Annotated in this window: 26 protein-coding genes; 16 read left to right on the top strand and 10 right to left on the bottom strand. The window is 64.0% G+C overall.

Going from position 1 to position 26,490, the window contains the following annotated elements; genetic code table 11:
- Positions 1 to 194: 194 nt before the first annotated feature.
- Both D3I60_RS03275 and argG read right to left on the bottom strand, forming a co-directional pair.
- Positions 195 to 1,001, bottom strand: coding sequence for a DNA alkylation repair protein (locus D3I60_RS03275; protein ID WP_262774720.1), 807 nt, complete (start codon positions 999 to 1,001; stop codon positions 195 to 197).
- A gap of 238 nt (positions 1,002 to 1,239) precedes the next feature.
- The gene (gene argG / locus D3I60_RS03280) at positions 1,240 to 2,661 is read right to left on the bottom strand and encodes an argininosuccinate synthase (RefSeq protein ID WP_139467983.1); all 1,422 of its coding nucleotides are present in this window, start codon (positions 2,659 to 2,661) and stop codon (positions 1,240 to 1,242) included.
- A 270-nt stretch (positions 2,662 to 2,931) separates the two neighbouring features.
- Here argG and D3I60_RS03285 point away from each other — a divergent pair, with 270 nt between their 5' ends.
- Entirely contained in the window at positions 2,932 to 3,444 is a 513-nt protein-coding gene (locus D3I60_RS03285) for a GNAT family N-acetyltransferase (RefSeq protein WP_262774721.1), read from the top strand.
- Between the two features lie 186 nt (positions 3,445 to 3,630).
- Here the strand turns inward: D3I60_RS03285 and D3I60_RS03290 are convergent, their stop codons facing one another.
- Positions 3,631 to 4,554: a hypothetical protein gene (locus D3I60_RS03290; RefSeq protein WP_262774722.1), complete on the bottom strand. Its 924-nt coding sequence runs from the start codon at positions 4,552 to 4,554 to the stop codon at positions 3,631 to 3,633.
- A gap of 419 nt (positions 4,555 to 4,973) precedes the next feature.
- Positions 4,974 to 6,521 carry an APC family permease gene (locus D3I60_RS03295; protein ID WP_262774723.1) on the bottom strand — a complete coding sequence of 516 codons (1,548 nt, stop codon included), beginning with the start codon at positions 6,519 to 6,521 and terminating at the stop codon, positions 4,974 to 4,976.
- A 207-nt stretch (positions 6,522 to 6,728) separates the two neighbouring features.
- On the opposite strand from D3I60_RS03295, the gene D3I60_RS03300 reads away from it, so the two are divergent.
- The 5 genes from D3I60_RS03300 to D3I60_RS03320 all read left to right on the top strand — a co-directional run bounded on the left by D3I60_RS03300 (position 6,729) and on the right by D3I60_RS03320 (position 10,802).
- On the top strand, positions 6,729 to 7,877 hold the full coding sequence (locus D3I60_RS03300) for a CPBP family intramembrane glutamic endopeptidase (RefSeq protein ID WP_262774724.1): 1,149 nt from the start codon (positions 6,729 to 6,731) through the stop codon (positions 7,875 to 7,877).
- Positions 7,878 to 7,946: 69 nt separating this feature from the next.
- A complete protein-coding gene (locus D3I60_RS03305; RefSeq protein WP_262774725.1) occupies positions 7,947 to 8,435 on the top strand; it encodes a DoxX family protein in 489 nt (162 codons plus the stop codon).
- Positions 8,436 to 8,438: 3 nt separating this feature from the next.
- Positions 8,439 to 9,125: a GrpB family protein gene (locus tag D3I60_RS03310; RefSeq protein WP_262774726.1), complete on the top strand. Its 687-nt coding sequence runs from the start codon at positions 8,439 to 8,441 to the stop codon at positions 9,123 to 9,125.
- Between the two features lie 111 nt (positions 9,126 to 9,236).
- Positions 9,237 to 10,127, top strand: a complete 891-nt coding sequence (locus D3I60_RS03315) for a siderophore-interacting protein (RefSeq protein WP_262774727.1) — start codon at positions 9,237 to 9,239, stop codon at positions 10,125 to 10,127.
- 108 nt (positions 10,128 to 10,235) lie between these two features.
- Entirely contained in the window at positions 10,236 to 10,802 is a 567-nt protein-coding gene (locus tag D3I60_RS03320) for an isochorismatase family protein (protein ID WP_262774728.1), read from the top strand.
- Positions 10,803 to 10,946: 144 nt separating this feature from the next.
- Here D3I60_RS03320 and D3I60_RS03325 read toward each other — a convergent pair whose 3' ends face one another.
- The gene (locus D3I60_RS03325; protein ID WP_262774729.1) at positions 10,947 to 11,342 is read right to left on the bottom strand and encodes a hypothetical protein; all 396 of its coding nucleotides are present in this window, start codon (positions 11,340 to 11,342) and stop codon (positions 10,947 to 10,949) included.
- On the opposite strand from D3I60_RS03325, the gene D3I60_RS03330 reads away from it, so the two are divergent.
- Entirely contained in the window at positions 11,332 to 11,547 is a 216-nt protein-coding gene (locus D3I60_RS03330; protein WP_262774730.1) for a hypothetical protein, read from the top strand. The genes D3I60_RS03325 and D3I60_RS03330 overlap by 11 nt on opposite strands.
- 142 nt (positions 11,548 to 11,689) lie before the next feature.
- On the opposite strand, the gene D3I60_RS03335 is transcribed toward D3I60_RS03330, so the two are convergent.
- Complete coding sequence (locus D3I60_RS03335; protein WP_262774731.1) at positions 11,690 to 12,154, bottom strand: hypothetical protein; 465 nt, start codon at positions 12,152 to 12,154, stop codon at positions 11,690 to 11,692.
- Positions 12,144 to 12,368, bottom strand: coding sequence for a hypothetical protein (locus D3I60_RS03340; RefSeq protein ID WP_262774732.1), 225 nt, complete (start codon positions 12,366 to 12,368; stop codon positions 12,144 to 12,146). Before D3I60_RS03340 ends, D3I60_RS03335 begins: the two co-directional genes overlap by 11 nt.
- A gap of 407 nt (positions 12,369 to 12,775) precedes the next feature.
- Here D3I60_RS03340 and D3I60_RS03345 point away from each other — a divergent pair, with 407 nt between their 5' ends.
- From D3I60_RS03345 to gap, 5 genes are all read left to right on the top strand, one after another.
- A complete protein-coding gene (locus D3I60_RS03345) occupies positions 12,776 to 14,227 on the top strand; it encodes an outer membrane protein assembly factor BamB family protein (protein WP_262774733.1) in 1,452 nt (483 codons plus the stop codon).
- Between the two features lie 283 nt (positions 14,228 to 14,510).
- Positions 14,511 to 16,253 carry a serine hydrolase domain-containing protein gene (locus D3I60_RS03350; RefSeq protein WP_262774734.1) on the top strand — a complete coding sequence of 581 codons (1,743 nt, stop codon included), beginning with the start codon at positions 14,511 to 14,513 and terminating at the stop codon, positions 16,251 to 16,253.
- 210 nt (positions 16,254 to 16,463) lie between these two features.
- Positions 16,464 to 16,811 carry a carboxymuconolactone decarboxylase family protein gene (locus tag D3I60_RS03355; RefSeq protein WP_262774735.1) on the top strand — a complete coding sequence of 116 codons (348 nt, stop codon included), beginning with the start codon at positions 16,464 to 16,466 and terminating at the stop codon, positions 16,809 to 16,811.
- A 46-nt stretch (positions 16,812 to 16,857) separates the two neighbouring features.
- Positions 16,858 to 17,955: a GlxA family transcriptional regulator gene (locus tag D3I60_RS03360; RefSeq protein WP_262774736.1), complete on the top strand. Its 1,098-nt coding sequence runs from the start codon at positions 16,858 to 16,860 to the stop codon at positions 17,953 to 17,955.
- Positions 17,956 to 18,197: 242 nt separating this feature from the next.
- Positions 18,198 to 19,193 carry a type I glyceraldehyde-3-phosphate dehydrogenase gene (gene gap / locus D3I60_RS03365; RefSeq protein WP_262774737.1) on the top strand — a complete coding sequence of 332 codons (996 nt, stop codon included), beginning with the start codon at positions 18,198 to 18,200 and terminating at the stop codon, positions 19,191 to 19,193.
- Between the two features lie 208 nt (positions 19,194 to 19,401).
- Here the strand turns inward: gap and D3I60_RS03370 are convergent, their stop codons facing one another.
- The gene (locus D3I60_RS03370) at positions 19,402 to 19,719 is read right to left on the bottom strand and encodes an XRE family transcriptional regulator (RefSeq protein ID WP_262774738.1); all 318 of its coding nucleotides are present in this window, start codon (positions 19,717 to 19,719) and stop codon (positions 19,402 to 19,404) included.
- Between the two features lie 259 nt (positions 19,720 to 19,978).
- Here D3I60_RS03370 and D3I60_RS03375 point away from each other — a divergent pair, with 259 nt between their 5' ends.
- A complete protein-coding gene (locus tag D3I60_RS03375; protein WP_262774739.1) occupies positions 19,979 to 20,782 on the top strand; it encodes a hypothetical protein in 804 nt (267 codons plus the stop codon).
- Between the two features lie 62 nt (positions 20,783 to 20,844).
- On the opposite strand, the gene D3I60_RS03380 is transcribed toward D3I60_RS03375, so the two are convergent.
- On the bottom strand, positions 20,845 to 22,785 hold the full coding sequence (locus D3I60_RS03380) for a bifunctional sugar phosphate isomerase/epimerase/4-hydroxyphenylpyruvate dioxygenase family protein (protein ID WP_262774740.1): 1,941 nt from the start codon (positions 22,783 to 22,785) through the stop codon (positions 20,845 to 20,847).
- Positions 22,782 to 24,107, bottom strand: coding sequence for an MFS transporter (locus D3I60_RS03385; RefSeq protein ID WP_262774741.1), 1,326 nt, complete (start codon positions 24,105 to 24,107; stop codon positions 22,782 to 22,784). Before D3I60_RS03385 ends, D3I60_RS03380 begins: the two co-directional genes overlap by 4 nt.
- A 241-nt stretch (positions 24,108 to 24,348) precedes the next feature.
- Between D3I60_RS03385 and D3I60_RS03390 the strand changes: the two genes are divergently transcribed.
- From D3I60_RS03390 to D3I60_RS03400, 3 genes are read left to right on the top strand one after another with little or no spacing between them, the layout of a single operon-like run.
- Positions 24,349 to 25,098: an IclR family transcriptional regulator gene (locus D3I60_RS03390; RefSeq protein WP_262774742.1), complete on the top strand. Its 750-nt coding sequence runs from the start codon at positions 24,349 to 24,351 to the stop codon at positions 25,096 to 25,098.
- Between the two features lie 2 nt (positions 25,099 to 25,100).
- On the top strand, positions 25,101 to 25,598 hold the full coding sequence (aroQ, locus tag D3I60_RS03395) for a type II 3-dehydroquinate dehydratase (protein WP_262774743.1): 498 nt from the start codon (positions 25,101 to 25,103) through the stop codon (positions 25,596 to 25,598).
- On the top strand, positions 25,595 to 26,455 hold the full coding sequence (locus tag D3I60_RS03400) for a shikimate dehydrogenase (protein ID WP_262774744.1): 861 nt from the start codon (positions 25,595 to 25,597) through the stop codon (positions 26,453 to 26,455). Before aroQ ends, D3I60_RS03400 begins: the two co-directional genes overlap by 4 nt.
- Positions 26,456 to 26,490 lie beyond the last annotated feature (35 nt).

Here is a 26,490-nt window from a genome sequence, read left to right on the forward strand (position 1 = left end):
CGACGGGCTGTGATGCGTCCGACGGCAGGGAGGCTCGCGTGAAGCCTCTGTAGTGAAGCGGACACCACATTACACATTTATTTGTCAGGTCAAAAGAGAATTTAGCGATCAATTTGTCAGGACATGGAATCCGATTATAGATCGGCCTCGGCTGGGGTATGTTGCCGGTGTGTGCGGAGTTGGCTGTCAGCCCCTCATCTGGCGGCGAGAACGGCCTCACGCTGTTCCGTTGACAGGCGTTTGACGGCCTCCCGGATCGTCACCCCTGAGGCCCGGTGTGCGCGGGGCAGGATCCATTCGAACACGAGGTCGGGGCGCTTATTGGATGCATCCCGCAGCACCCAGCCGATAGCTTTGCGGATGAAGAATTCCTTTTCCTCGAGCATCGCATCGGCGAATCGCGAAAACCTGTCGAAGTCGCCGCGGCCCTGCCGCAGCGGAACCAGGTGCGCCAACAGAGCCGAGCGCCGAATCCAGAAATCTCTGTCGGCCGCCCAGCGCTCGAGAACGGGGTCGAAGCCAGCGCCCCGTTCGCTCAGCGGCCCGACGAGGTCCCCGGCCAGAGGGTCGACGAGCGCCCAGGTCTTCGCCTCGCGGAGCAGGCCCTCGATGAAATCCGCATCCCCGCCGCCGAGGCGGTCCTGTGACTGGATGAGCGCCATCGTGGCCGCGGCGCGACGTTCGTGGACCGGTGTGGGGTGCCCCGTCGACCCGTCGCCCGTGTCCGTCGGTTCGGCGCTGCCGGTCGAGTCGCCCGACGATGTCGGCGCGGCCCAGAGGATTCGGGCAAGTTCGATGACCTCATCGTGGCTGAGCTTCGCCGTGCCCAGGGCGGCGCGAACGACGGCACGAGTGTCGGGCACGCTCACCCCGTAATGGAGGAGTTCGCTCTTGAGGTACGCCCTTTCCTTCTGGGCGCGATCGCTGCCGCCACGGGCGCGCAGATCTCGGTCGACCCGCTCGGCGAGGGTGTGGGCCCGGTTCCGGGAATCGGAAGTCATGGAATGATCTTTCCACGGCCCTGCGACCTGCGGGTACAGGCACTGCAAATCGCGGTGAATGCGAAACGGCCGGCAGGCGGACTCCTTTGATCGCGATGATCGGGGAGTGCGCCCGCCGGTCGTTCTCTGCTCTCAGCCGGAGGCCGCGAGTCTCATGCTGTGCGGTGTCTCCGGAAGTTTCGGGGCCTTCGGTTCGGGGTGACTTCAGTCCTTCCGGGCCCTACGTCCGGTCAGGACCTCAGTCCGTGCCGGCGTCGAAGGCCGAGGAGAGGTTGGCGAGGTCGCTGGCCTCGTCCACCTCGGCGTTGGAGTTCGCGATCTCCTCGGCGCCGCCGGCCTCCAGCGAGCCCACGAGCTCCGAGGTCGGACCGGACACGATGCCCATGGCCGCGTACTGCTCGAGGCGGGCACGCGAATCGGCGATGTCGAGATTGCGCATTGTCATCTGGCCGATGCGGTCCTCGGGGCCGAAGGCGGAGTCGCCCACACGCTCCATCGACAGCTTCTCCGGGTGGTAGGACAGGTTCGGGCCCTCGGTGTTGACGATCGTGTAGTCGTCGCCGCGGCGCAGTCGCAGGGTGACCTCGCCGGTGATCGCCGAGGCGACCCACCGCTGCATGGATTCGCGCAGCATGAGCGACTGCGGGTCGAGCCAGCGTCCCTCATACATCCGGCGACCGAGGCGACGGCCCTCTTCGTGGTAGAGGGCGATGGTGTCCTCGTTGTGGATGGCGTTGAGCAGGCGTTCGTAGGTCACATGCAGCAGTGCCATGCCCGGGGCCTCGTAGATGCCGCGGGACTTCGCCTCGATGATGCGATTCTCGATCTGGTCGGAGACACCGAGTCCGTGGCGACCGCCGATCTCGTTGGCCTTGAAGACCAGGGCAACGGGATCGTCGAAGACTTCGCCGTTGATGGCGACTGGGCGGCCAGCCTCGAAGCGGACCGAGACCTCTTCCGACTTGACCTCGACGTCATCGCGCCAGGCGGCGACGCCCATGATCGGCTCGACGATATCGAGTCCGGCGTCGAGGAACTCCAGGGTCTTCGCCTCGTGGGTGGCGCCCCAGATGTTCGCATCCGTCGAGTAGGCCTTCTCAGCCGAGTCGCGGTAGGGGTAGCCGTGTTCGACGAGCCATTCGCTCATCTCCTGTCGGCCGCCGAGCTCGTCGACGAACTCCGAGTCGAGCCAGGGCTTGTAGATGCGCAGCTTCGGGTTGGCCATGAGGCCGTACCGGTAGAAGCGCTCGATGTCGTTGCCCTTGTAGGTCGAGCCGTCGCCCCAGATGTCGACGCCGTCCTCCTTCATCGCGCGGACCAGCATGGTCCCGGTGACGGCGCGGCCGAGGGGAGTGGTGTTGAAGTAGGTCTTGCCACCGGAGCGGACGTTGAACGCACCGCACTGCAGAGCGACGAAGCCCTCCTCGACGAGCAGGCGCTTGGCGTCGACGAAGCGAGCGATCTCGGCACCGTATTCCTTGGCGCGATCGGTCACCGACTCCAGGTCGGGCTCGTCGTACTGGCCGATGTCGGCCGTGTACGTGCACGGGATGGCGCCCTTGTGGCGCATCCACGCGACCGCGCAGGAGGTGTCCAGTCCGCCGGAGAAGGCGATTCCAACGTGCTCACCGACTGGGAGCGAAGACAGTACTTTCGACATGTCACCAGCGTAACGTGAGTCTCCGTCGATTGTCGAATTGTTATGCATAGGAATGTATTTTTATGTGAATGAGGTAGTGGGCTGGTGGAGTAGATAGTGGCGAAAGGTCCGATTCGGCACGCGAAAACAGACTCTTCGCCACTACGGACGGAGGCGGTCCCACAGTCCCGGCCCTCAGTGTCGTTCCCAAGCCTCGCCGAGGCTGCCCCGGCCCTCAGTGTCGTTCCCAATCCTCGCCGAGGCTGCCCCGCCGATTGCTATCGTGAGTGGGTGACGAATCCTCCCGCACCTCAGTTCACCGTCCGCCCCGAGACGCCCGGTGACATCGAAGTAATCCACCAGCTGACCGCGTCCGCCTTCGGTCAGGTCGACGAGGCGGAACTCGTCGATGCTCTTCGTGCATCCGGCAATAGGATCGACGGTCTGTCGTTCGTCGGCGTCCTCGACGGTGAGGTCATCGCCCACGCCATGCTCTCCCGGTGCTTCGTCGGCGAGGTTTCCGGAGCCTGCCTTGCGCCCTGTTCCGTATGGCCGGACCACCAGCGCACCGGCGCCGGCACCGCGGTGATTGAGGCACTCCTCGCCGAGGCGGCCCGCAGAGGTGAGGCCTTCGCCGTCGTCCTCGGTCACGCCGAGTACTATCCGCGCTTCGGGTTCACCCCGGCCTCAGGCTTCGGCATCAACCTGCATGTCGACGTCCCCGATGACGCACTTATGGCGATGCCGCTGGCCGGCGAGGTGCCTGCGGGCGCCCTGGCCTTCGCCCCCGAATTCGGGGTCTGAGGCGCGGACTCACTGGCCTGCCCCTCCTCCCAGTTTGCTTGTGTCCTTTCGCCTCCGCCCGCTGCGTCTGCCCACGAGGCTGGCATCTCGCGAAACAGTAGGTCGCAATCGGACATTTGCGCCTGAATATAGGTCAGCATCGGATACTTTCCGGCGCCAGAACTGTCCGATGGTGACCTACATTTCTCACTGGAGCCCAAGGTGTCGGCGGATGTCGCGTTCAAGTTGACGGCGATTGGTCGATTTCGTTACTCGCAATACCGTCCAGCCGGCGGCTTTCAGTGCGTTGACTCGGTCGATATCAGCGGCCCACTGTCCCTCTGATGTCCTGTGATGGTCTCCCTCGTACTCCAATGCGAGTTTCACTTTCGGGTAGCCGAGGTCGGGATGCAGTGTCCGATCGATCGTCGGGCAGTACACAGCAGGGTGGACGACGGGTTCAGGAAGGTCCCGGGAAACAGCCCAGAGTCGGAGATCAGTCTCCATCGGCGAGTCGACATCTTCTCTGATCAGTTCGAAGGCGGAAAGCAGCTTCGATCTTGCCCTGAGATGTTTCGTTCCGGAGATGTGCTTGTCCAGGTCTTCCAATGAGAATTGGGGCGGGCTCTTCCAATCGCCGATCGCCGCATCTCCGATCTTCACCAGCGACTCCACCGTGCAGACGGAGGCAAGTTGACTGAAGACCTGCATCGGACTCTGAACTGGCAGGCCCAGAAAATCGGTTCGTCTGAGCGTTCTCATCCGATGCAGCGTCACGCCTCTTCTGCGGATGCGTTTGTTGATGTCCGACGTTGCCAGATGCAGACTGACTTTGCCGTTGGAACGCGGCAACGGCCACCCGAACAGACGCACAGCAGTTTCGCTGCATGCAACGACCCCGGGGTGTCTGTGGGCAAGGGCGAGTAACATCTGAGCATCTTTGATCCAGTCATCATCTGCCCAAGTCGGAATCGGAAACTCAGTGGGGTCGGTGCCGTCGAAGCGGATTCCCCAGGCAGCTGGTGGAAAGTTACGACCGGAGCGGATGTCGTAGTCGGAGGCGCCGCGTGCACGTGCTTCGGAGACCGAGACGATGGCTGGATAGTCGGCATAGTTCAGAGGGTGCTTCATGCACAAATCGTCTACTTGGACTCAGCGTGTGGGAAGACCTGCCTGAGGTGACTGTGGGCAACCGCTCTGCATCCACAGGCCGTATGTGCCTGAGTCAGGTCATTTGTCCACAACCGGTCGAGGGCGGATCTGGGGGTGACCTTAGGCGATGTCAGCGCGCCCAGGAGAAGCTTCGGGTGTCCCGGCGACGACTCGAATGAAACTCTGCACAGGAGTGAGTGTGCGAGTGGACTCCGCCAGGCGCGCAGTCAGGGCGGAAAAGGGTGTGCGCGAAATAGTGGTCACCATCGGACTTCCGGGCCAGAGAATAGGTCACCAACGGACATTTCTCGAGCCAGAAAGTATCCGATGGTGACCCGAATTCGAGGACAGTGTCCGTTTGTGACCACTATTCGGGGAAGCGGGCGCCCCCGCGTGAGTTACAGCTTGGCGCGGTGGGTGCGGATCGCCTCGGCGACGGCGATGGCGTCACCTTCGGGAGCGTCGGACTTTCGGTCGGGGCGTGCCGTGAACAGGTAGATGAAGCCGGCGACCAGCACGACGACCAGCCCGATGAGCACGATCCAGTCGGCGAAGAACGACCCGGAGTCTCCCGGCAGCGACAGCAGAACCATCGCGAAGACGCCGTAGGCCAGGGCCGCGATGTTGACGACGATGCCCCAGCCGCCCAGCGACCACGGCCCCGCCGGCTTCCACCCCTTCACCCTCTGCCGCAGGGCACCGAGGACGACCATCTGGAATGCGAGGTAGATGCCGAGGATCGCGAACGAGGTCACGGCGACGAGGATTCCGTCGTTGAACCAGATGAGCACGCAGATCAGTGCGGGTGCCGTGCAGGCGACGATGAGCGCATTGTGCGGAATCTTCGTCCCGTCGGTGACTTTCGACAGCCACCGGTGCCCGGGCATCATCCCGTCGCGGGCGAAGCTGAAGATCAGCCTCGACGCGGCGGCCTGCAGGCTGAGCACGCAGGAGATGAACGCGAGGACAGCGACGACGAGGAAGATCTTCGCCCCCACCGCACCGAGGCTGCCCTCGAGGATCGCGGGAATCGGGTCGGCGACCTCACCGGAGACGATCTCGTCGAGATTCGGTGCCGCGAGCACGTACCCGCCGAAGGAGAACAGGGCCGAGACTGCTCCGACGAGGATCGTCATGAGCATTGCCTTCGGGATGCCGCGAGCCGGATTCGACACTTCCTCGGCGACGTCACCGCATGCTTCGAATCCGTAGAAGAGGAAGAGCCCGGCGACTGCGGCTCCCATGAAGACGGGCAGGTAGCTGCCGTCGCCGGCGGTGCCCATGGTGTCGAAGAAGACGGTGAAGCTGTGCTTGCGTTCGAAGATGAGCAGGAACAGGCCGAGTCCGATGACGCCGATGAGTTCGGCGAAGAGGCCGATGCGCGCGATGCGGGCCAGCCATTTCGTGCCCGAGAAGTTGATAGCTAAGGCGAGAACGAGCAGCGCCAGGCCGAGGAACAGTGTGGAGTTGCGGCTGAGTTCGAGGCCGAAGAGGCTCGCCAGGAATCCGGCACCGAACTCCGCCACCGAGGTGATCGTGACGATGAGTGCGCAGATGTAGATCCATGCGGCCATCCACGCATACCGCTTGCTCCACAGCCGCCTGGCCCATGGGTAGATTCCACCGGCGATGGGGAACTGGGAGACGACTTCGCCGAAGACGAGGGCGACGAGCAGCTGCCCGCAGGCGACGATGACGATCCACCAGATAGAGGGCGGACCACCGGTTGAGAGCGCCACTGCCAGCAGCGAATACACACCGACGAGCGGGGAGAGGTAGGTGAAGCCGAGGGCGAAGTTCGCCCACGGACTCATCGACCGCTCGAAGGAGTCTTCGTAGCCGAGGACGGCCAGATGGTCGGAATCGGAGAGGTGGTCGCCGGCCCGGTTGCCGGTGGAGTGGTGAACGCCCGCGGGGTGGTGGGCATCCGGGAGATGTTCGGACATGGTGTTGTTCCTTCATTCGAATCGTCGTTGATTCTGTGCTGTTCGCATCGTATCTCCGATTCTCACCTGCGGAAGCGTTCTCGTCCGGGCGGCTGAGCGCGATTTCATCCTCGCGGCGGAGGTACCCGACGACGGCGAGCCATAGCGTGGAATCACAGGCACGGATCGCCGCCGAATCGGCATCCCGTGCAGGAACGAGGAGGAACCGTGAACACGCAGACGCACAGTCAATCCGGATTCGCCGAGGCGACCGGACCGACCGAGCCATCACCTCAGCCCGCTATCCAACCCCACCCGCCCGGAACGACGGAATCCATGCCCGGTCCGGCCGCCTCGGCGATGGACGGATCGCACACCCCCACCGAGGATGTCGACGCGAAAGGGCGACCTCTCGCCGTCGTGCCCGCCCGGGTCCCATGGCTCGAGATCGGCATCTTCGCTCTCATCGCCTTCGGCCTCGCATGGATTGCATGCCTGCCGCTGTGGTTCTCCGAGAAGGGGATCGGCGATCCCGCCCTGCTTCTGGCCTGCGGCAGCGCCATGATGTTCACTCCGCTCATCGCGAGCACCATTGCCTCCATCATCCAGCGCCGCCGCGCCCGCGCCAGGGGAGAGGTCCTGGCCAGTGCTCCGCGCTACTTCGGCTTCTGGCCGCTGCGCAGCTTCGGCCGAGTCATCGGGATGACCATCGCCGCCTTCTTCGGGATCATGGTGCTCGTCGTCCTCGGCTATCTGGTCAGCGCAGCCTTCGGATGGCTCGCCCTCGACCTCGACGGGCTGTCCGGGTTCAAGGCGCAGCTGGAATCGATTCCCGGCACGGACTCATTGCCGACTGCCGCCGCCATCGCCATCTACCTGCTGCTCATGTTCGTCAGCTCGGTGGCCAATGTCGGTGTCACGATCGGCGAGGAATTCGGCTGGCGAGGATGGCTGCTCACCAGTCTGCGTCCCCTGGGCACATGGCCCGCACTGCTCATCATCGGCGTCGTCTGGGGGCTGTGGCACTCACCGCTCATCCTGCTCGGCTACAACTTCGGCCGCCCCGACATCGCCGGTGTGGGTTTCATGGTCGGCGGCTGCATCATGGTCGGCATCCTCTTCGGCTGGCTGCGCCTGCGCACCGGATCCGTGTGGCCGGCCGTATTCGCCCATGCCGCACTCAACGGCTGCGGGGCCATGTTGCTGAGCCTGTTCGTCGACGCAGGTGCGCCGACTCCGGATCCGGCGCTTGCCGCGTTCCTCGGAGTCCCAGGCTGGACCGTCTCAGCAATCGTCATCGCAGTGCTCATCGTCACCGGCCAGTTCCGCAAGCAGCCGGAGCTGGGCATCAAGGAGAAGGCCGGCCGCGAATCTTGAGGCTCGGCCCCGGCGTCGGCTAGGCTCAAAACCCGATCAACCGGAATCCCAAACCCACAGGAGCCTCATATGACCTTCGGACCTTCGCTGCTGCAGACCGCCGGACGCGTATTCACCGCACCGATCTTCATCAGCGGCGGATACTCGGCTATCACTGATCCGGCAGGCAAAGCAACGATGGCCGAGTCGACCCTTGACGCCATCCGCGAATACGTGCCCGGGCTGCCCGACGACAACGAGCTGCTCGTGCGTATCAACGGCGGCGTTCAGATCCTCGCCGGCACCACCCTGCTGCTGGGAATCAAGCCACGCCTCTCGGCACTCGCACTCGCCGGGTCCCTCATCCCGACCACGCTCGCCGGACACTCCTTCTGGGCGATGGAAGGCGGAGAGGCAAAGGCTCACCAGACCCAGTTCTCGAAGAACCTCGCCGCGCTCGGGGGACTTCTGCTCCTTATCGGCGCCGGTGAGAACCAGAAGGCCATCGATAAGGCGGCCGCCAAGGCTGCAAAGAAGGCCGCGAAGAAGGCTGAGAAGCACGCCCTCAAACAGGCCTGAGGCATGACGCACCTGTCCGCCGGTGATGCCTCCGCGCAGGAGGCCGCAGGCGGTGTGTCCGTCGATCCGATGTCAGCCGCGGTCGCTGACATCATCACCTTCAATGACGTCAAGGATCCCGATCTCTGGACACGACCGACCACGCCGCCGACCGTGATCACCATCGTCGACCACGACCCCGCCTGGATCGATCATTTCGCCGAGGCGGCCCACCGGATCCGTCGGGCACTGAGCCCGAGCGGTGCGTTCGTCGGCATCGACCACGTCGGGTCCACCTCGGTGCCGGGATTGCCCGCGAAACCGATCATCGACATCGCCCTCGTCGTCGCCGACCCTACGGCCGAAGATGACTATGTCCCCGCACTCGCCGAAGCGGGATTCGGTCTCACCCTCCGCGAGCCCGCTTGGTACGAGCATCGGATGTTCAAACGACGCGACCCGGACCCCGGGCAGCCTGGATGCAATCTCCACGTCTTCGGACCCCGGTGCGCGGAAGTGGCACGGATGCGGCTCTTCCGAGATCGGCTGCGAGAGCGTGCGGACGAGCGCGAGGCCTACGAGTCGGTGAAGCGCACCTCGGCCGCGGAAGCAAACGCGGTCGGGGAGACGGTCATGGGCTACAACGCCCGCAAGCAGGCCGTAGTCCGCGAGATCTACCACCGCATCTTCGAAGCCCGAGGTTGGGTCTGATCGACTCCACTGATGCACCAGTTCCGATGGGGCTGATCCGCTCACTCACACACCCGTCGCTGTTTGCTTAGGGTAGGCTAAGCAAAGACTTGCGAACGAGGGGTGGAGCGAATGGTCAACTGGCAGCGCGGCGTGATGCGGCTGATGCGCATCACGAATCACGAAGTGATCGTCACCGGGGTCACCGACTTCACCCCGACTTACCGCCGGATCCACTTCTCCGGTCCCGAACTGCTGGCCCAGCTCGATGAGGTCTTCCCGACGCTGTGGACCCGGCTGTGGTTCCCGCACCCGGAGAAGGGTGAAGGCCACCTGAGTCAGCGCGGCTACACGTTCTCGGCCATCGATCTTGAGGCCGGGACGTTCAGCCTCGACTTCGTCCTCCATGGTGACCTCGGCGACGCCGATCCGGCGGACCCGGCAAACCAGGCAATTCCGGCGGAACCGGCAGTTTCTGCGGGCCAGTCGGGGTCGGCAGCCTCGGTAGGTCCGATCGAGGCGGAATCCACCACCGCGATCGGTCCCGCGGCCCGCTGGGCGGCGCATGTCCGACCAGGTGACACCATCGAAGCCGCCCTCACCCCGGCCCGTCTCGACCTGCCTGACGACACCTCCCACCTCCTCCTGGTGGGGGACCTCACCGCGCTCCCAGCCATCAATTCCTGGTGCGAAGCCGTCCCCGCCGACATTGCCATCACCGTGGCGATCACCGCCGACCCGGCCGAAGTGACAGGGCTCCCGCGGTCGGAGCACCCCAACGCGACGTGGCATTGGGTGAGTCAGGGTGTGAGCGCCGAGGCGGCCCCGCAGCATCGCACGGATCGATCCGTGGCCGATCACCTGCGCGGACTCGACCTCGATAGCGCCGGACTGTACGTCTGGGCGGCGGGGGAGAGGAGCATGGTCAAAGAGGTCCGTCGCTTCGCCAAGGGCGATCTGGGGCTGGGGCGCTCGCAGCAGTTCTCCCAGTTCTACTGGTTCGCCGACAAGCCCACCGGCTGAGCCGCGCCGACACGAATCGCTCTACCCTCCGGTCCGCCACACCCCTGGATTTCCGTCCCCATCCGCCGCACCCCTGGAATTCCGCGCAGAAACGCCTATGCTCAAGGCATGGCCAAGGCACTCCTCATCGTCGATGTCCAGAATGACTTCACCGAAGGCGGCGCGCTCGGCGTGACCGGCGGTGATGCCGTCGCCGAAGGCATCAGCGCTCACCTCTCCGCCCATGCCGGAGACTACAATGCCGTCATCGCTTCCCGCGACTGGCACGATGCCGACAATGACAACGGCGGCCACTTCAGCGACTCCCCGGACTTCGTCGATTCCTGGCCCGTCCACTGCGTCGCAGACACCGACGGTGCGGCTTTCGATCCGTTCCTCGACACCGAGGCCATCACCCACGAGGTCCGCAAGGGACAAGGCAAACCCGACTATTCGGCTTTCCAAGGGATCACGGACATGGGGAGCCGCCTCGGCGAGCTTCTGGGCGATCTCACCATCACCGAGGTGGACGTCGTCGGCATCGCCACCGACCATTGCGTACGCGCTTCCGCCCTCGACGCGCTGAGCGTGGGGCTGAGCGTTCGCGTGCTCACCGACCTCGTCGCGGGCGTCGGAGACGAGTCGAGCAGGGCCGCCCTAGCGGAGGTCGAGAAGGCGGGCGCTGAGCTCGTCTGAGTCGCCGACCCTCCGCGGAACCCCCACCCTCAGAAGAACTATCGCCCCAGCTCAGCGATTTTTCTCCATCGAAAGTTGCAGATCGAATCCGAACTCACAGGCGATGTGTGTGACTCCTTAGATTGATGGACTGGAGTCATGAACTCACCACTGGCGAAAACCGCACACACGCTGACATCGAAGCGCGGTTCGTGGCTCGTACTCTGCGGAATCGTCGTCCTCGTCGCTCTGCTCTTCGGACTCCTGTCCGGGGCAGGGGAGGACCGGCCCAACGAAACCGCTCCGGCCGACTCCGAATCGACTCAAGCACAGAAGACCCTCGACAAGTTCCCCGAGGCGGACAAGCAGTCCGTCATGGTCGTGGCCTCGAACGAGGACGGATCCGAACTCTCCGCCGACGATCAGGCGCAGCTGAAGGAGCTCGGCGGCTCGCTCGGCGATTCCGTCGGCGACGAATCCTCCGAGACCGTCACGGGACCGATCCTCAGCGGCGACAAACAGGCCGCGCTGCTCATGGTGCCCATCACGGGTGGTGCGCAAACCGGGCCTCCACCTCGGCGCCGGAATCGTCATCCTCGGTGTCATGGCCACCGGCTTCATCGGGTCCTCGATCGGTCTCGACCAGACCGAGAAGTTCAGGGTCCAGTCCGAATCGGCGCAGGGACTCGACGTCCTCGCCGACCATTTCCCGCCCGGGGAATCCCAGCCGATCTGGATCGTCGCCGAGGACCAGTCGGTGGCGTAGAGGCCTCGCTTCTGGCGGCCTCCGCCGAGTTTAGGTCGCTATCGGATGTTTGAAGCCGAATATAGGTCACCATCGGATACTTCTGAGCGAATAAAGTATCCGATGGTGACCTATATTCGCGCGCTGGCTGGACCTGCTGATCTCAACTACTCGTTCGTGAACCGAGTGAACTGCGCTTCATCGTTGACCGAGGTGCCTCGGTATTCCTGCTGTTGCCTACTTGGCACCAGGTCCTGGTAGTAGCCGAGCTGTTGCCCCAGTGGTCGGCGAAGTCGACAAAGGCGACTACACCAGGCAGCTGCGGCGGCTCGGAGTGCTCTATCTCAAAGGAGTCGAGAAACGACAACGCCTCGCCCAGATCTTGTACTCGAAAGCGGACTCTGTTGAGCAATGGGGATGCTTGATTTTTCCCTGACACCTGAAACCAGCATTCTTGCCCGGCGATCGGTGCCCACTCGAAGAAATCGTCGTGCGGCTCGAACTCCGGTTCGCGACCGAACAGGGAACTGTAGAACGATCGCACTTCGGCGGTGTCACCGGTCGGCACGTACACCTGCAACGTAAAACCGGCGGTCTGAACGGCCGTGATGTCCGGATCAATTCCCATGGCTATTTGCTCTCTGGCGATCGGCTGCGTCGTGTGAGTGTCCGAACCATGCTCTCGGAATGCTGACCTCAAGCATTGAAAGATCAAGATAGCGGACGATGATTCCCTTCCGGTCTAACGCGGCATAGTTGCCGACCCGCACCTCTATCGGCGAAATAGCCCACGAGGAGGCGTCGTCCAAGCCGATCTTCGTCACATCATCGACCAGCAGCACCGGACCTGGCCCAAGTGCCCGTTCAGCCGGATCCTCTTCGACTATCACGCAGGCGCGGTCGTTGACTCCTAGTTATGCAGTCTGTGGATCGGGCCGCCAATAGACATTGCGCCCGCCCGCTAAGTGGGAGGAGGCAGCAGCAGAGAGATCATCCGTGGGGGCCGCGGTGAAAGAGTGCGCGAGAATCTTCATACTTCTGTCTTCATCAGGTTGAACAGGGAATCGGGATTGACGTCTCAGTTCTCGCAGTCATTGCACGCCGAGGCGATTCACAGTTCTCGATGAGTGACCGATGGGCCACTCACCACACCCGAAGTGCCAATACGATTGCCGCCGCATATGATCAAGCTATGAATCGGGGTATGAGCAGGAGAAACGCGTCATGAAGCGGATGTGGGGCGGCGGTTATGGTCGCCGGTTTGGTCGTGCTGAGCGGCTGCAGCGACGGCTCCGAGAAGCCCGCTGATGCGCCCTCCCCGTCGACGGCTCCGACCCTGGCCGACCCGGTCGAACTCGACTACTACGCCACGCTGACCGTCGACGATGGTGCCGGGCATGCGCTCGTCACCGACTGGGTCGAAGAGAAGCTGCGGGCGATCGACCCCGCAGGCAAAGAGCTGTGGAGCATCGACGCCTACGTCAATGACGAAGGCGGAGGCTCAGAAGCCTATTCCGCGGGAGACCTGGTGATCGTCAACGACTACTCGGGAACGGTCACCGCCTACACCTGGGAAGACGGCGAAGAAGCCTGGTCATTCGACATTCCCGGCCCCGACGATGCGTGTCATGAGCAGACGGGATTCGGCTCCCGGTCGACAGGTCTCGGAAATCGCCTTCGCGAGGACGATCTGCTTCTGCTCGAATACAGCGGCATGCGAATGGACGGGGACTGCGCTCCCACCTCGGAAGCCGGCAATGCGGTGATGTTCGCCCTTGACCCATCGACAGGTGCCGAAGCTTGGCCGTCGCTGTCGATCGATGATGACGGCCGGACCTTCGGCGGCTCTCTGATTCGCCTCGCGCCGGACCGGAAGAGTGCTGTCATGTCATGGAAGTCCGGGGAAGACTCCATGGTCACCCGGATCTCGTTGGATTCAGGTCACCAGGTCACCGTTCCCATCACCGCGGCTCGATCGATCGACGACACCGGAGTCGAGCACTTCGACGTCTTCCCGACAAGCGATGAGACTACGCTGACCTACCTCTTCGGAGCCGAGGACCCCGATGACCCGATGAGCCAGGCGTTCAGCAGAGTGGCTGAGCTGACCGTTCCGGCAGGGCTCAAGGAATCCGACGGACCGACATTGGACTCCGACGACCAATTCGACGGAGCGAAGATGGAGGACACAACCGATCCGGTGTGCTCAACCGACCTCACCTATACGCCTGAAGGTCAGCCTGCATGTCTGCAGGCGCAGCTGTTTGCTTCAGCGGTCAAGTATCAGGGGTCGGACGGGTCGCCGGAAGGATGGTTCGCGGATGCACCCGAGATGGCGGTCGATACGCTGCTCTACACGGGTTCGCCCAAGACCGTTCCATTCGACAGCAGCGGGAAGGCCGCCGTCCTTGCACCGGGTCCAGATGGAGGGGCGGTCGCCATCGATGCGGCGACCGGGAAGACGGCCTGGAACACCGGAAAGTACAGGTCGACCACACCATGGGGTGGCCAAGGAGTACTGCCAGACGTCGGACTCGTCGTGCTCACCGACAACAAGAAGACGAGCTTCTACGATACGGATACCGGCCGACTTGTCGATGAGCACAAGGCCGACGAGTACGATCAGCTGACCTCGGGCTTCAGCACAGTCCTCGTCGCCGGCGAGAAGTCGACGACGATGTGGGCAGTGGTCGACAAATGAACTACCTGGCCACCGTTGTGGTCCGGGGTGGGCGTCGGTAGGTCCGGAACCGAACCGGCCGCACCGACGTCCTGTCCGACTGTCAGATGAATAACTGATAGGTAATCGGCCGTATCGTCACACCAGGTGAGAGGCGCAGGCTCTCGGGACGGAGAGCGCCGCAACGCCCGAATCGACTCGTCTCGACTACGGAGTTTCACCTCATACCGGTAGTCTGTTCCCTGCACATCGGGACGGCCGCGCGCATGCGCAGCGCAGTCCAGGTCGAGACAGCGGAGGTGACATGGCAGGCGAAGACGAGACGTTTCCGCCCCGCCCGGTGACCCCGCCGAACCGCCGCATCGGTGCTCTGTCCGGCAATACCAAGGGCATCAGCACATCCGCAGACACCGCCACCGAGGCGGCTCCCGGTCGATCCGCGGACGCGGACTCCCAGCAGCCCCCGGTCTCCCAAGGTCTCGCAGTCGCGCAGCCCGGAGACGACGATGCGGACGTCTCGGCGTTGGACATCACCCTTCCCCACGTCGGGGAACTCACCTCGGCGAGTGAAGACGCCATCGTCGACCCTTCGGAAGCGGTTCTCGAAAGCATCGACCTCGACACCTGGAAATGGCCGGAGTTCTTCGCCTTTGCGCTCACCCGGATGCAGGAGATCTTCCCGACCGGCGGCATCCCGCGCGGCATCGGGCCGGTGCGCGAATACGTCACCGAAGACAACGACTTCCGATCCTTGACCATCGACCGCGAGAAATGGCCGGCCGCCGACGAGGACTGGACCACCGTCGGCGACGTCCTCGCCGACACCCACACCGACGCCTGGCTCGTCACCCGGAACGGAGTGGCGCTGGCCGAGGAATACGCCTGGCCGATGAAGCCCGCCCGCCAGCACATGCTCTTCTCCGTGAGCAAGTCCATCGTCGCCACCGTCATCGGTGCGCTCGCCGACGCCGGACTGCTGCGCCCCACCGACCTCGTCACCACGCATGTGCCTGCACTGGCTGAGAGCGGATATGCGGGAGCCACCATTCGCGACCTGCTCGACATGCGTTCGGGAATCAAGTTCTCCGAGGAGTACCTCGAGGAGGACTCCGAGATCCGAGCACTGTTCGAAGCGGTCGATTTCGCGCCCCGATCGGCCGCCTCGGCGAAGGGGATCAAGAACTTTCTCACCGGGCTGACCAGCGACCGCGAACACGGCTCTGCCTTCGTCTACCGCAGTTGCGAAACCGACGTGCTCGCCTGGATCGCCGAGGCGGTCACCGGCCAGCCGTTCTCCATCGTCGCCAGCGAATACGTGTGGTCGCGCATCGGCGCCGCCCACGCAGCCCAAGTCTGCCAGGACCGGTGGGGCGGATCGATCGCCGACGGTGCCATCAGTGCCACCCTGCGCGACCTCGCCCGCTTCGGTGAAATGATCGCCCGAGGCGGCACCACGGACAACGGCGAACGCGTGCTTTCGGCGGAATGGGTCGACGACATCTTCACCGGTGCTGAGGACTCCGCTAAGGTCTTCGCCGCGTCCCCGTCCGGACGCTCCTACCCGGGCGGAAAGTATCGCAGCCAGTTCTGGATGCCCTCGGCCGACCGCAACGTCGTTATCGGCATCGGCATCCACGGCCAGATGCTCTACATCGACCGCGCCACGCAGACCGTCGGAGTCAAGCTGTCGAGCGACCCGGAACCGGTGAGCCTCGCGGCCCAGCACGGCGCCCTGGCCATGTTCGAAGCCATCGCCGAGGCGGTCCCGACCGCTGGTCAGACGCCTGCAGACCCTGCACCCACCGAGTCGGCTCCCCGGAACGCTGCACCGGGCACCTCGTCTGCAGTGCCGAGCGCAGCTGCTCCCGCCGACCCGACTCCGGCAGCCCCAGCAGCTGCAGACCCTGTATCTGCAGCGCCCGTGCCTGCGCTGAACGAAGCAGCGATTGCGCCTCCTGAGGCCGCGCCTGCCGCAGCCGCACCTCAGGAACCGCCTCTGCCGGGAGCGCAGGCTGCCCCTCTCATCGGCCAGAACACTCTCTACTGAGATCGAGCGGTTCGCGTGTCTCCTGCGGGCGGATCCACCGCGAAACAGCGCGGATACTCGAAACGGATCCACCCACAGGAGAAACGCCGGCCGCAGTCCCGTCCGGCGCAGCTGTGTACTTGTCGATCCGACTCTTAGGTGACAATTCCGTAGCGATTGATGCGGGGACTCGGTAGCGTGAAGATCGGAATGACACCGATCACAGGAGATATGACCATGACCGACTTCTTCGACCGCGAGACCGACCGCAAGTACGACAGGGCCTACAAGGAAACCACTCCCGACATCCTCAAGGCCTTCGGCGAGTTCAACAATGCTGTCTTCGCTTCCGAAGGTCGTGAGATCCCGCTGAAATACCGTGAGCTCATCGCCTACGCCGTCGGTTTGACCACCCAGTGTGCCTACTGCATCGATGCGCATTCGAATGCCGCCGTCAAGGCCGGCGCCACGGAGACCGAACTGGCAGAGACTGCCTGGACTGCCTCGGCTCTCCGCGCAGGTGGAGCATATGCCCACGGTCGTCTGGGCTTCAAGCTCACCGGGGTCCACGAGCATTGAGTTCGCCCCCGGGGCGAGTCCCGATTGCCTAGACTGAGAGGCGATCATGAGTGACGAGCCCCGCACCCTTCCGCGTAGGACACCCCGTTCCCGCCCGCACCGCATCCTCGTGCTGGCACTGGACGGGGTGTCTGCCATGGATCTCGGCGTCCCCATCCAGGTCTTCGGCCGGGAGTCGAACGCAGCCACAGACCGCACCCGCACCGAGGCGGCCCCACGCCCCCAGCCGAATCCGAGCGGTGAGGCGGCTTCCGCTGTGCCCGGCGGACGGCCGACGACCGTGCCCGCAGGCAGCTGGCCCTATGAAGTAGAGGTCTGTGGCATCACCGCAGGAAAGGTGACCGGCTCGGACGGGCTCGACTATTCCGTCGACCAGGGACTTCACGCCCTGGAGACCGCGGACACGATCATCCTGCCGGGTGCCACCTCGGCGGTGGCAGAAGAACCACCGGCCTCGGTCATCGGAGCGCTCCTCTCGGCATTCGAACGCGGCGCGCGGATCGCTGCCATCTCCACCGGCACCTTCGTCCTTGCGCGCACCGGACTGCTCGTCGGACGACGCGCCACCACGCACTGGTCGACGGCGAAGGAGCTCGCCCGACGGTTCCCCTCGATCAAGGTCGACGAAAACGTCCTCTTCATCGACGAAGGGCAGCTGCTGACCTCCGCCGGAGCAGCCTCGGCGATCGATCTGTGCCTCCACCTCATCCGCAGCGATCACGGCGTCGGACTGTCCAACCAGGTCGCCCGGCGACTCGTCGCCGCCGCCTATCGCAGCGCCGGCCAGGCGCAGTACGTGCCGCGCAGCGTGCCTGACCCGCTCGGCGACGACTTCGCCGACACCCGCGAATGGGCGCTTCAGCACATCGGCGAGAAGATCACCCTGCGGGATCTCGCCGCCAATGCCGGAGTCTCCGTGCGCACCTTCTCCCGCCGCTTCGTCGAAGACACCGGCTACACGCCCATGCAGTGGGTGCTCAGAGCTCGAGTCGATGTCGCCCGGGAACTCTTGGAGAACTCCGACCTGGGCATCGAACAGATCGCTGACCAGGTGGGACTCGGAACGGGTGCGAATCTGCGGATGCACTTTCAGCGCATCCTCTCGACCTCCCCGAACGACTACCGTCACTCTTTCCAGGGCTGAAAGCGGGCGCTCGCCAGGGCGAGGATCTGAAACTTCCGGGCCGAGCTGGCGCATTATTCGGCACATTTCAGGGAACCGGATCACACGAAGACAAAGGTGGCCAGAAACTTTCGACCTTTGGCAATACGACTGGCGAGAACCTTGCGTAGATTGTCTGCCTGGCCACTGTTGACGTTTGTGGAAATCGCCCATGATGGAGATATCAAGACGAATCCCGTGTTCAACATCTACAAGGAGTGACATTGACCCGCATCGCCATCAACGGTTTCGGTCGCATCGGACGCAGCACCCTGCGCGCGCTGATCGAGCGCGGCAGCGAGCTCGAGGTCGTGGCCATCAACGACCTGGGCCCCGTGGACGATCTGGCTCGGCTGCTGAAGTTCGACACCACCCTCGGGCGCTTCAACCATGACGTCGAGGCCACGGATGATGAGATCGTCATCGACGGCAAGGCCATCGAGGTCTTCGCCGAGAAGGATCCGGCCAAACTGCCCTGGGGCGAGCTCGACATCGACATCGCGCTCGAATCGACCGGCCGCTTCACCAAGGCCGAAAAGGCCAGCGCCCACATCACCGCCGGCGCGAAGAAGGTCCTCGTCTCCGCTCCCTCGAAGGGTGCCGACGTCACCCTCGCCTACGGAGTGAACAACGAGGCGTACAAGCCCGAGCACACCGTCATATCCAACGCCTCCTGCACGACGAACGCCCTGGCCCCGCTGGCCAAGGTCCTTGACGACCTCGCCGGAATCGAGCAGGGCTTCATGACCACCGTCCACGCCTACACCGGTGACCAGATGGTCCAGGACGGCCCGCACAAGGACCCCCGCCGTGCCCGTGCCGCCGCCGAGAACATGATCCCCACCTCGACAGGGGCGGCCAAAGCCATCGGCCTCGTCCTCCCGCAACTCGACGGCAAGCTGTCCGGCGATGCAATCCGCGTGCCCGTCCCGGTCGGATCGATCGTCGAGATCAACACGACCGTCTCCCGCGAGGTCACCCGCGACGAGGTGCTCGACGCCTACAAGAAGGCCGCCGAGGGCGAGCTCAAGGGCATCCTCGACTATGAGGCCGAGCCCGTCGTCTCCTCCGATATCGTCGGTCAGCCTGCTTCGTCGATCTTCGACTCCGCGCTCACCCGCGTCGTCGGCAACCACGTCAAGGTCGTTGCCTGGTATGACAACGAGTGGGGCTTCTCCAATCGTGTCGTCGACAACCTCGAGTTCATCGGCAAGAACTGACGTTCTCCGCTGATGTTTCCCGGCGCTCGTCGCCGGCGGCATTTTCGGCGCCGAGGTGGTTCCTCGGGGTCAACGGATGCAACTGTGGCCTCGTATCCGCTCAACGCGGATTCGAGGCCACAGCCTTTTGCTGCTCCGGGAGCCTGGTCGTCACTGAGCATGCCTGCGCCCAAAAGACCCCGGCGCAGAGCTGTCTTCGTCGAGGAGCTCAGACGTCGTCGGCGCCGGGGGTGCCGCCTTCGTCTTCCCAGCGTTCGATGGCGCGGACCTTTGCGCGGCTGAACTTCAGGCGGATGCCGTAGCCGCCATCCTTGCCGTCGGGAATGAACCGTGCGCCGTACTGTTCGAGGGCGAGGATGAGTCGACGCTCCTGCTCGGCGGTCAGGTCCGCTGTCCCCTTTTCGTAGTCCTTGAGTTCGGACTTGTCGATCTCAGCTTTGTCTGCCACGTGCTTGGCCGAGACCTGGCAGAGGATCCGCGTTGCGCGTGCCAGGGGGCCGTCGATGATGATCTCTTCTGTGCTCATGGCTCCACCTTGCCAGAGCCCGTCAGGCGTGCCAAGGCAGAGGGACTCTTACGAGGGTGGCGGTTTCCCCTGGTGAGACGGTACGTGGCACGACGCCGTCCAAAGAAATGCGCCTCTCGCGATCTCATATGAATGATTCGTTCTATTCTGCTCCGATCAAGGTATGTCAGTGCCTTCGGATAGTGTTTCATCATGCCTCCGACAGTGGAGTCAGGGGCGCCGCATTGCATGGTGCGATGCATGACGGAAGGTCAGAACAATGGAGATCACGACCAGCAGCATCAGAGAATTGGCGTGGAGCTGTGAAGAGTTCCTGGACGACCGAGGGGAGCCGCGATCAATCAGCTATCCGGGCAGTCTCGCTCTGTGCATTCTCGACGCGCTCTACTCGACGGGTTCGCACCCGACGGCGGTCGACAACGTCACCAATCGCTATATCGAACGGCACGGTGAATCCGATGGGGCGAAATCACTGCGGTATTCGATCGCAGAGGCCGGCGGGCCCGAGGTGTGGGCGCGAGAGGTGATCTGCAACGTCAAGCCCGCCAACGTGCAGCCGGGCGCCATGCTCAGGGCCGAGGTGGTCGACCGCGCCACTCGAGTGATGGCCGATCACGGTATCGACACCGTTGAGCACCTGCTCGCAGCGGTCAGAGAAGAACCGTGTATCGGGCCACATGCCAATGTGGTGGCAAAGGCCTGGAGAGCACTTCCCAGTCAGAGATCGGGATTCTCATGGCGCAATCTGCTCATGATCGCAGGCTCGCCTCATTTCGATATCGACTACCGGGTGAAGGGCTATTTCAATCAGATTGTCGGGTGGTACCCCATAGCCACGGACGAGTATGTGCTTGAACTGATCGGCGCTGCCGCCGACTTCCTCGGTGTTGAGGAGCACGAGATCCGGCGAATTGTCTGGCAGATCTCGCGCCGTCGGCTTCGGCCGAATCCTCGACGCGAGATGTGCCCTTGGCCGTACGGCCTCGAGCTCGAGGCAGGCGAGGACGTCGACGATGAGTCGTGGGAGTCGTCCTTCGGCTTCGAAGGTTCGGCGATCAGCTAGAGCGACTGGTCTGGTATGGAATACGTCGATCCACGCGGGAGCGCCGCGCCTTTCTGACCGTTTCAGCTCTCCGTATTGCGCCGATGCTGGGCCGCCAGCCGTACCGGTGCGTTCGGAGCGCCGAAGCCGCGATAGCCGGTACGGCGTTCGACCATCTCGAAGAAGATCGAGCCGATCGTCGACGTGTAGAAATGGAGGAACTCGCCCTCGTCATCACGGTCGTAGAGGATGTTGTGCTCACGCAGCCGATCCAGCAGCTCCGGTGCGAGGTCGAAGCGTGCGGCAAGGTCCTCATAGTAGTTCTGCGGCACTGCCAGGAACTTCAAGCCTCGCGCGACCGCAGTTGTCGCCGCAGTGAAGATGTCATCGCAGGCGATGGCCACATGCTCCGGGTAAGTCGCGGCAGGTGAGCCGGCACCACGGCTCAACGCGTTGGGGCTGTGATCGGGAGAGACGTTGAGCGGCATCCTCACTGCCCCATCGGCGCTGGACATCACTTGGGAGCGCACAAGGCCGGAGGGGCTTGGGACATCCTGGGACGGCAGCGCGGTCAGAGCGAGCATGGAGGTGTAGAAGAGCACTGCCTCGTCGTAGTGATAGGCCGGCTGAGCGAGGTTGATGTGGTCGATAGCCGATTGCCGATCGTCCGGGACGGTGCCGAACTCGTCGGTCCACTGCGGATCCTCACCATCTCCATCACCGAAGAAGACCTCTGACCCGTCGGGCGCGAAGACACCACGCAGCACCTTCTCGTCGTGAGCCTGCTCGCGAGGGACCTCGGTCGTCGAGAGCAGGAGGGCGCGTTTCATTGCGGCATCGGCATCTGCGACGGCGAATCCGATGCCCCGCAGATAAGTACCGGACGCAGTGGAATCTGCATCCGGAGTGGACACTGCGAGCGCAACGGTGGATTTATCAGTTGTCTCGATCGGAGCGTTCTCCGGTCCGGTGGGCTCGGTGACGACGATTCGAGCCTGACCGCGTCGCCACAGCTGCACATGTGGTTTCGTGCGGTGGAAGCCGACGAACCGGAAGCCGAGCTGATGGATCTGCCGGGTGAGCGCGCCCAGGTCGTCGGTGTTCAGTTCGACGTAGTCGATGCCTCGCGGCTGCGCGACCTGCGGCAGCGGCTGCAGATCCAGCCGTACACGATCGCGTCCCGTGCGAGCGGAGGAAGCATTGCCTTCACGAGCTGCCGACACATTGGCCTCGAGCCACCGCAGGGAGCGCAGCCCGTCGACAGCGGTGCGCTTAGTGTCGGCCTGCCGGAAGGAGTCGTTGAAGACTTCGAGCGACACCGGTCCGGAATAACCGGTCCCGGCGACGCGAGCGAGGAAGTCGGTGAGGTCCCATGAGCCTTCGCCGGGGAAGACTCGGTGGTGACGGGACCAGCTGAGCACGTCCATCGACAGGGCGGGGGCGTCGGCGAGCTGGAGGAAGAAGATCTTCTCGCCCGGGATCTCGGCGATGCGTGACAGGTCCGTGCCGCGGGAGAGGATATGGAAGCTGTCGAGGCAGGTGCCGATGCGCGGATGGTCGGCGGCCTTGACGAGGTCCCAGGCGCGATCGTATTGGGAGACGAACCGGCCCCAGGCCAACGCCTCGTAGGCGACATTGATGCCGTATCTCTCGGCCAGATCGCCGAGGCGGCGCAGCTGATCGATGACGACCGCATCATCGTCGATGGTTGCGGTGGCGACGTTCGAGCACAGCAGGATCGTGGTCATGCCCATTCGCCTCATCAGCTGGAACTTCGCCTCGGCCCGGGTCAGATTGGCGGCGAACTGCTCCTCATCGACGCCTTCGAAATCACGGAAGGGCTGATAGAGGTCAAGACTCAGTCCGAGCTCTGCGGCCAATGCGGCGGTCGCTTCGGGGGAGCTGGGGGAGACGACGAGATCCTGCTCGAAGATCTCGACCCCATCGAATCCTGCCGTTGCGGCAGCCTGCAGCTTCTCCTCGAGCGTGCCTGACAGGCACACCGTGGCAATCGAGGTTCTCATCGTGACCTTTCCTCGTGGACGACATCGATCTCTTCCAGGCTCAGTCCCTTTGTCTCCTTCGCCGTCATGGCGACCAGGCCGACGACGATGCAGACGCCCGCGGTGAACGCGGCGACCGAGACCCAATTCTCTCCTCCGGCGCCGGCGACGGCGGAAGCGAGGACCGGAGCCAGACCGCCGGAGACCGCGAATCCGACCTGTGTGCCCAGTGCCAGACCTGTCACTCGTGCCGTCGTCGGGAACATCTCGGCGTAGAACGAGGGCCAGATGGAATTGGCCAGCGAGTACGCGCAGCCGGACATGATGGCGCCGAAGACGAAGATGAGCGGCCAGTTCCCGGCCGAGACCGCACCCAGGTACGGGAACATCATCAGACCCGATCCGACGGCACCGGTGATGAAGACCGGCTTCCGGCCGAATCGGTCGGAGAGCAGTGCGGCCGCCGGGATCGCGAAGAGTGCGACACCGTTGGCGATGACCGAGACGAGCAGCATGGTCGAACGCTCGAGGCCGACGATCGACGTGGCGAACGACAGTGACCAGACAGTGAAGACCATATTCACTGTGTTGACCATGGCGCACACGGCCACGCGGACGACCGCGGCCTTGTGCCACCGGAAGACCTGCATGAGCGGTGGGTTCTCAACCCGCGACTCCTTGAATGCCGGCGGCTCCTCGAGCCCGCGACGGATGAGCCAGGCGGTGAGCACGACCAGTGCCGACAGCCAGAACGGTACACGCCAGCCCCAGCTGAAGAGTGCTTCGTCAGGCAGGAAGGCAGTGAAGGGAATGAACACGGCTGTGGCCAGCAGGGTGCCGGCCTGAGTGCCGTGCAAGGTCCAGCTCGTCGTCCACGACCGCTTCTCCTCATCCGAATGTTCGAGGGAGACTGAGATTGCGCTCGCCTGTTCACCCGAAGCCGACAGGCCCTGGATGATGCGGCAGAGCACGAGCAGGATCGGAGCGAGCATTCCGACCTGGTCATAGGTCGGCAGGCAGCCGACGACGAAGGTCGACACGCCCATCATGAACAGAGTGAGCATGAGGACGAACTTGCGACCGAAGCGGTCACCGAGCGGTCCCATGATGAGCGCACCCAGCGGACGCACGACATAGGCGACCCCGACCGTACCCATCGCCAGCAGAATGGCGATCCCCGGTGCGGTGGTCTCGGGGAAGAACAGAGTGTTGAGCACCAGCGCTGCGGCGGTCCCGTAGACCGCGAAGTCGTAGTACTCCAGGGCCGAACCCGTCCAACTCGACAGGGCCGCGCGCAGCGGTGTCTTCTTCGTGGGGTGAGCTTCCTCGATCGCGTTGCTCATGCTTCCTCGCATTTCTCACTCTCAGGACTTATCAACGGCCTCGGCGCTGTCGAGCGTTCATCGGACCGATGCTGCATTGCCATAGTGTGGCAATAGTTGTTACATTGTGGTTTACAGTGTGATTGAGATGACATAGCCTGTCAACGTGGAACGCGGGAATTCTGCTTTCCGGACTCACGAACCACCTGCACATCCTGCCCCAGCACTACCGAACTGCCACAGCAGCGAAAGGAGGCGAAGCTTGCCGCCCAAGGGCTCGAACTCGGTGACGAAGACCTTCGAGATGCTCGAACTCCTCGGCGAATCACCCGAGGGGATCAGCGCCGCCCAGGCCGCCGAGACGACCGGCTACCCCTTCTCGACCGCCTATCGCCTCCTCGGCGGGCTCGTCGAATCCGGGTATGCCAGCTTCGATGCGCGCACGAAGATCTACACTCTCGGGATGGAGGTCTTCCGCCTCGCTCAGAAGGTCGCGCACCGGCAGGGACTGTCCGGAGCGACGAGGGATCTGCTGCAGGAACTGACTAAGTCCACCGGCGAATCGAGCATCCTCGCCATCCGCCGCGGCAATGCCGCACTGACCGTGCTCACCGTCGACGGCCCGCAGTTCCGCACGACCACCGACCCGGGCGACGAATCTCCGCTGCATACCTCGGCGATCGGTCAGGCTCTGCTCGCCCATGAGCCACAGGCTGACACCACCGTCGACGCGCTCGACCTCGTCGCTCGCACCCCGAACTCGATCACCGATCCGGCGCAGATGCGCACACGTCTCGAACAGATACGCGCCGACGGCTGGGCGGGACAGTCTGAAGAGAACGACATCGGCATGAACGCCCTGGCCGTGCCCGTCTTCGACCTCGACGGCACACTGCTGGCCTCGCTCGCGCTCGCCGCTCCGGTCTTCCGCCGCAGCCTCGACGAGCTCATCGAATTCGTCCCCCGACTGAACGAAACCGCGGCCTTGATCGCCGCCCGATTCCCGAGGTGACCATGCCCGCAACCACTGCCGAAGCTGCACCTGGCCCAATGACTCCCCGGCCCGAGATCCTTGTCCTCAACGGACCCAACCTCAACCTCCTCGGGGAGCGCGAACCGGAGATATACGGTCGCACTACGCTGGCCGATATCGAGGCCATGTGTGCCGACACCGCCGCCGAGGCGGGGCTGGACGTTCGCTGCATCCAGAGCAACCATGAGGGTGGTCTCATCGATGCCGTCCATGCAGCCCGGCGCTCCACGGTCGGTGCGATCATCAACGCCGGAGCGTACACGCACACCTCCCTGGCCCTGCACGATGCGCTGAAATCCTATGACCACCCGATCATCGAGGTGCATCTGAGCAACCCGCATGCGCGGGAAGCCGTGCGCCACCACTCCTACCTCTCACCCGTGGCCGCGGCCGTCATCGCCGGAGCCGGCGCAAGGGGCTATGTCCACGCGGTCGAGATCCTCATCGACCACCTCACGAACGCGAAAGCGAGACTATGACCTCATCCCTCCTCCTCGGCCTCATCGGCGATGGCATCTCCGCCTCCCGCACCCCGCGGATGCACGAGAACGAAGGTGCCGCGCACTCCATCCCCACGATCTACCGCACCATCGACATCAGCAGCCCCCACCTCGCCGAGGTGACACTGACGGAGCTGCTCACCGCAGCGATCCGCCTCGGTTTCGATGGGCTCAACATCACCCACCCGTTCAAGCAGCAGGTCATCGGCCTCCTCGATGAGGTCGATCTCGTGGCCGCGCGCATCAATTCGGTCAACACCGTCGTCATCGACCGTGCCGGACGGACGACGGGATACAACACCGATGTCACCGGTTTCGCCGCCGGATTCCGTGCCGGACTGGACGGTGCCGCCACCGAGGCGGTCGTGCAGATCGGTGCGGGCGGAGCCGGCCGTGCGGTCGGGTTCGCCCTTGCGGAACTCGGAATCGGCGACCTCATCATCGCCGACACCGATGTGCAGCGTGCCGAAGGACTCGCCGCGGACATCCTCGAAACGTCCTCGGTCGGAACTCGGGCGCGCGCGATCGGGCTCGATGAGCTGGAAGGGGCGGCCGCCTCGGCGCAGGGGATCGTCAACGCCACCCCGGTGGGGATGAAGGCGTATCCGGGTACCCCTGTCGACACCTCGGTGTTCGGGGCGGAGACCTGGGTCGCCGACGTCGTGTACTTCCCACTCGAGACGCAGCTGCTCGCCGAAGCCAGGGCGAAGGGCTGCCGCACGCTCGACGGATCGGGGATGGCGGTCAATCAGGCCATCGACGCATTCGAACTCTTCAGCGGCCAGAAAGCCGACCCGCAGCGCATGCGCGAGACCTTCCTGTCCTTCGGTTCCTGATCCGAGGCACCTGACCGGGATCCGAAGCGGGTTCC

The sequence above is a fragment of the Brevibacterium permense genome (assembly GCF_025506275.1).
Classification (GTDB): Bacteria; Actinomycetota; Actinomycetes; order Actinomycetales; family Brevibacteriaceae; genus Brevibacterium; species Brevibacterium permense_A.

What these genes read in the sequence shown, in the direction of transcription:
- D3I60_RS03305 (WP_262774725.1), top strand. Translation starts at nt 7,947, where the DNA reads ATGACCTTCGGACCTTCGCTGCTGCAGACCGCCGGACGCGTATTCACC.
- D3I60_RS03350 (WP_262774734.1), top strand. Translation starts at nt 14,511, where the DNA reads ATGGCAGGCGAAGACGAGACGTTTCCGCCCCGCCCGGTGACCCCGCCG.
- D3I60_RS03290 (WP_262774722.1), bottom strand. Translation starts at nt 4,554, where the DNA reads ATGAAGCACCCTCTGAACTATGCCGACTATCCAGCCATCGTCTCGGTC.
- D3I60_RS03320 (WP_262774728.1), top strand. Translation starts at nt 10,236, where the DNA reads ATGGCCAAGGCACTCCTCATCGTCGATGTCCAGAATGACTTCACCGAA.
- D3I60_RS03385 (WP_262774741.1), bottom strand. Translation starts at nt 24,107, where the DNA reads ATGAGCAACGCGATCGAGGAAGCTCACCCCACGAAGAAGACACCGCTG.
- D3I60_RS03370 (WP_262774738.1), bottom strand. Translation starts at nt 19,719, where the DNA reads ATGAGCACAGAAGAGATCATCATCGACGGCCCCCTGGCACGCGCAACG.
- D3I60_RS03345 (WP_262774733.1), top strand. Translation starts at nt 12,776, where the DNA reads ATGGTCGCCGGTTTGGTCGTGCTGAGCGGCTGCAGCGACGGCTCCGAG.
- argG (WP_139467983.1), bottom strand. Translation starts at nt 2,661, where the DNA reads ATGTCGAAAGTACTGTCTTCGCTCCCAGTCGGTGAGCACGTTGGAATC.
- D3I60_RS03335 (WP_262774731.1), bottom strand. Translation starts at nt 12,154, where the DNA reads ATGGGAATTGATCCGGACATCACGGCCGTTCAGACCGCCGGTTTTACG.
- aroQ (WP_262774743.1), top strand. Translation starts at nt 25,101, where the DNA reads ATGCCCGCAACCACTGCCGAAGCTGCACCTGGCCCAATGACTCCCCGG.
- D3I60_RS03400 (WP_262774744.1), top strand. Translation starts at nt 25,595, where the DNA reads ATGACCTCATCCCTCCTCCTCGGCCTCATCGGCGATGGCATCTCCGCC.
- D3I60_RS03315 (WP_262774727.1), top strand. Translation starts at nt 9,237, where the DNA reads ATGGTCAACTGGCAGCGCGGCGTGATGCGGCTGATGCGCATCACGAAT.
- D3I60_RS03310 (WP_262774726.1), top strand. Translation starts at nt 8,439, where the DNA reads ATGACGCACCTGTCCGCCGGTGATGCCTCCGCGCAGGAGGCCGCAGGC.
- D3I60_RS03355 (WP_262774735.1), top strand. Translation starts at nt 16,464, where the DNA reads ATGACCATGACCGACTTCTTCGACCGCGAGACCGACCGCAAGTACGAC.
- D3I60_RS03375 (WP_262774739.1), top strand. Translation starts at nt 19,979, where the DNA reads ATGGAGATCACGACCAGCAGCATCAGAGAATTGGCGTGGAGCTGTGAA.
- D3I60_RS03360 (WP_262774736.1), top strand. Translation starts at nt 16,858, where the DNA reads ATGAGTGACGAGCCCCGCACCCTTCCGCGTAGGACACCCCGTTCCCGC.
- D3I60_RS03380 (WP_262774740.1), bottom strand. Translation starts at nt 22,785, where the DNA reads ATGAGAACCTCGATTGCCACGGTGTGCCTGTCAGGCACGCTCGAGGAG.
- D3I60_RS03275 (WP_262774720.1), bottom strand. Translation starts at nt 1,001, where the DNA reads ATGACTTCCGATTCCCGGAACCGGGCCCACACCCTCGCCGAGCGGGTC.
- D3I60_RS03295 (WP_262774723.1), bottom strand. Translation starts at nt 6,521, where the DNA reads ATGTCCGAACATCTCCCGGATGCCCACCACCCCGCGGGCGTTCACCAC.